Origin of the sequence: Dietzia sp. DQ12-76 (assembly GCF_014145045.1) — a bacterium.
Taxonomy (GTDB): domain Bacteria; phylum Actinomycetota; class Actinomycetes; order Mycobacteriales; family Mycobacteriaceae; genus Dietzia.
In genome coordinates this window covers 1-3668 of record NZ_JAALDV010000518.1, presented here as the reverse complement: position 1 = coordinate 3668, position 3668 = coordinate 1, and the positions used below count along the sequence as shown (strand labels likewise).

3 protein-coding genes and 1 pseudogene are annotated in these 3668 nt (G+C 70.1%); all 4 read left to right on the top strand.

All coding sequences use genetic code 11. The features are described from left to right. Window positions 1-225 (top strand): annotated as a pseudogene (locus tag G6019_RS15955) (enoyl-CoA hydratase); the annotation flags it as partial. A gap of 39 nt (window positions 226-264) precedes the next feature. Then, window positions 265-1857 carry a fatty-acid--CoA ligase FadD5 gene (fadD5, locus tag G6019_RS15950; protein WP_182612720.1) on the top strand — a complete coding sequence of 531 codons (1593 nt, stop codon included), beginning with the start codon at window positions 265-267 and terminating at the stop codon, window positions 1855-1857. Window positions 1858-1898: 41 nt separating this feature from the next. Next, window positions 1899-2708 (top strand): MlaE family ABC transporter permease, encoded by an 810-nt coding sequence (locus tag G6019_RS15945; RefSeq protein ID WP_107757819.1) that lies wholly within the window; start codon window positions 1899-1901, stop codon window positions 2706-2708. 91 nt (window positions 2709-2799) lie between these two features. Beyond that, window positions 2800-3591, top strand: coding sequence for an MlaE family ABC transporter permease (locus G6019_RS15940; protein WP_107758293.1), 792 nt, complete (start codon window positions 2800-2802; stop codon window positions 3589-3591). Window positions 3592-3668 lie beyond the last annotated feature (77 nt).

Below are 3668 nucleotides of genomic sequence, written 5' to 3'. Positions count from 1 at the left end.
GCCGCGGACCTGCGCCCCGCGGCCGCCAAGCTCGCGCGCCGACTGGCCCGGGGTCCTCGCCGCGCACTGGAACTGACCAAGCGTGCCGTCACCGGGGCCACGCTCTCCGAGCTGGACGCAGCTCTGGCGCGCGAGCACGAGGGGCAGTGCGAACTCCTGGTGTCCGCCGACTTCGCAGAGGGGGTCGCCTCGATCCTCGAGAAGAGACGCCCCGACTTCTCCTGACCTGGTTCACCCTCACCGCTCCCCACGAAAGGCCGGATCATGACCACCACCACGACGGACCCCGTCGCCGAGCTCCACGCCGCCCGTCGCAACCACTGGAATTCCTGGGTGGCCACCCACGCCGAGATGAACCCCGACGGCGAGGCACTGCGCTACCTCGGCCAGACCACCACCTGGTCGCAACTGCACGAGCGCAGCGGCCTCTTCGCCGACGCACTGGCCCGTCGCGGGGTCGCCAGGGGTGATCGGGTCATGCTCATCACCCTCAACACCCCGGAGTTCGTCGAGGCGGTTCTCGGCATCAACGAGCTGGGAGCCATCGCGGTGCCGGTGAACTTCCGTCTCACTCCGCCGGAGCTGGCCTACCTCGTGAGTGACTGCGCGCCGAAGGTCGTCGTCACCGACGCGATGCTGGCCCCGCTCGTCGGGGCGATCCGCGCGCAGGGTGAGGAGCCGGGTGACCACATCGTCATTGGGGGCGAGTCCGGTACGGAGGGCCAGACCACCTATGCCGACGCCCTCGCCGAGGAGGGCACACCCCATCAGCCGGTCGACGTCCCCGAGGACTCTACGGCGCTCATCATGTACACCTCGGGCACCACGGGCCGGCCCAAGGGCGCGATGCTCTCCTATGAGAACCTCACCGCTCAGTCCTTGACCTGTATCCGGGTGTTCCGGCTCTTCGACGAGGACGGGCGCGCGCTGTGCGCGGCCCCGATGTTCCACATCGCGGCGCTCGGGTCGATCGCCCCGAGTCTCCAGCTCGGCGGCGTCACGGTGGTCCATCCGCTGCAGGCCTTCGACCCCGCGGCGGTCCTGGACACCCTCGAGGCGGAGCAGATCACCAGCGTCTTTCTCGTGCCCGTGCAGTGGCAGGCCGTGTGCGCCGAGCAGCAGGCCCGCCCGCGGACGCTGGTGCTGCGCAACATCTCGTGGGGTGCGGCCCCGTCCACGGACACGATCCTGCGCGCCATGTCGGAGACGTTCCCGGACGCGCTGAACTGCGCGGTGTTCGGGCAGACCGAGATGAGCCCAATCACCTGTGCTCTCGACGGCGACGACGCGATCCGCAAGCTCGGGTCCGTCGGCAAGGTCATCCCCACCCTCCAGGCCCGGGTCGTCGACGCCTTCGGGGAGCCGGTCGGGCCCGGCGAGGTGGGCGAGATCGTCTACCGCGGACCCACCACCATGTCCGGGTACTGGAACAAGCCCGCGGAGACCGCGGAGGCCTTCGAGGGTGGCTGGTTCCACTCCGGTGACCTGGTCCGGATGGACGACGAGGGCTTCGTCTACGTCGTGGACCGCAAGAAGGACATGATCATCTCCGGCGGCGAGAACATCTACTGCGCCGAGGTCGAGAACGTCATCGCCGGCCACCCCCGGATCCGCGAGGTCGCGGTGATCGGTCGCAAGGACGACACGTGGGGCGAGGTGCCCGTGGCGATCATCGCCCAGCACCAGACGGACGAGCCCGACCTCGGCCTGGACGACCTCGTGGAGTGGCTGCGGGACAAGCTGGCCGGATTCAAGCTTCCCAAACACCTCGTCCACGTCGATGAGCTCCCCCGGAACGCCAGCGGCAAGGTGGTCAAGGGCTCGCTCCGCTCGGAGCACGGCTCCACGGGTGTCTGACCCGGCGGACGAGACGACGTCGGAACCCGGATACCACTGACATGGTCTTCCAACTCCCCGCGGGCCGAGGCCCGGTGGTCGATCTGGCGGGACAGGTCGGATCGCTGGTCGGCTACTCGGTGTTCACCCTGCTGAGCTGCGTGCGCACGGTCGCCAGGGGGCGGCTCTCGCTCGCCGAGACCCGCGACCAGGCCCTGTTCGTCGCGCGGGTGTGCTCGGTGCCGGCGCTGCTGCTGATGCTGCCGGTCGGCGTGCTCGTGGCCGTGTCGGTGGGGGAGTTGGCGGGCCGACTGGGGGCGGCCGGGTATGCGGGGGCCGTGGTGGCCTTCGTCGTGGTGGGGCAGGCGTCGGCGTTGGTCTGCGCGCTCATGCTGGCCGGGGTGGGTGGCTCGGCCATCTGCGCGGACCTGGGCTCCCGCACCATCCGCGAGGAGGTCGAGGCCATGGAGGTGATGGGGCTCGACGTGATCGAGCGACTGGTGGTGCCCCGCGTCCTCGCCACCGTGCTGGTCTCCCTGGTGTTGTGCGCCCTGGTCACCGCGATGGGTGTGACCGCGTGCCTGATCTATCAGGTGTACGGCCAGGGGGAGTCGGCCGGGGCGTTCCTGTCCACGCTCAGCGCGTACGGCCGCCCGTCCGACCTGTGGATGGCGATGGCCAAGTCGGTCGCGTTCGCGGTGGTCTCGGCCCTGATCGCGACGTTCAAGGGGCTGCACGCCAGCGGCGGGTCGAGCGGTGTCGCGGACGCGGTCAACGAGACGGTGGTCCTGGCCTTCGTCACCGTGTTCGTGATCAACACCGTCCTGTCGGCGGTCTACGGGCTCGTCGTGCCGTCGGTGGGGAAGTACTGACGTGACCTCGCTCCGGGTGACGGACACCAGCGCCGTGCAGAAGTTCCGGGCGTCCCGGCCCGCCGCGGTCCTGGCCCGGGCCGCGTCGGCGATGGCGGAGGTCGGCCGCCACGTGAGCTTCGCGGGCCGGGTGATCCTCACGCTGCCCACCGCGCTGGTGCGGTACCGCAAACAGGTCGTCAACGAGGTCGTCGACGTGGGCTTCGGCTCCAAATCGCTGATCGCGGGCGGCGGCACCATCGGGATCGTCCTGGCGATGTCCGCGGTCGCGGCGATCATGGTGGGCGTCGAGACCTACCGCGGTCTGGATCTGATCGGCATGACCAGTCTGTCCGGGATGCTCTCGGCGATGGCCAACACGCGCGAACTCGCGCCCGTCGTGGCCTCCATCGCCCTGGCCGCCAAGGTGGGCACCGGTTTCACCGCCCGGCTGGGGTCGATGCGGATCTCCGACGAGATCGACGCCCTCGACGCGATGTCCGTGCCGACCGTCCCCTACCTGGCCGGGACGCGGGTCATCGCCACGATGATCTGCATCGTGCCGCTGTACGCCGTCGGGCTGGTGGCGACGTACATCGCCACGCGGGTGGTGGTGGTCCACGTCAACGGCGGTTCGGCGGGCACCTACGACTACTTCTTCCACATCACCCTGGGGCCCGAGGACGTCCTCTACTCGCTGATCAAGGCCGTGGTGTTCGCCCTGGTGATCGTGCTCGTGCACTGCAGCTACGGGTACCACGCGACGGGCGGGCCCGAGGGTGTCGGGCGGGCCGCAGGCCGTGCGCTGCGGACCAGCATCCTCCTCATCGGGTTCATCGACATCGTGCTCACCTTCGCCCTGTGGGGCCTGGTGCCCGAGGTCCCGGCGTTGGGGATCACGTGAGGCGGCGCGTGGCGGGGCCGACGCCCGAGCGGACCCTGGCGGTCCGCGGGCTGGTCGCGAGCGTCGTGGCCGTGGCG

Bases quoted from the DNA above. Each gene is read 5' to 3' on its own strand.
- fadD5 (WP_182612720.1), top strand. From the start codon at position 265: ATGACCACCACCACGACGGACCCCGTCGCCGAGCTCCACGCCGCCCGT.
- G6019_RS15945 (WP_107757819.1), top strand. From the start codon at position 1,899: ATGGTCTTCCAACTCCCCGCGGGCCGAGGCCCGGTGGTCGATCTGGCG.
- G6019_RS15940 (WP_107758293.1), top strand. From the start codon at position 2,800: ATGGCGGAGGTCGGCCGCCACGTGAGCTTCGCGGGCCGGGTGATCCTC.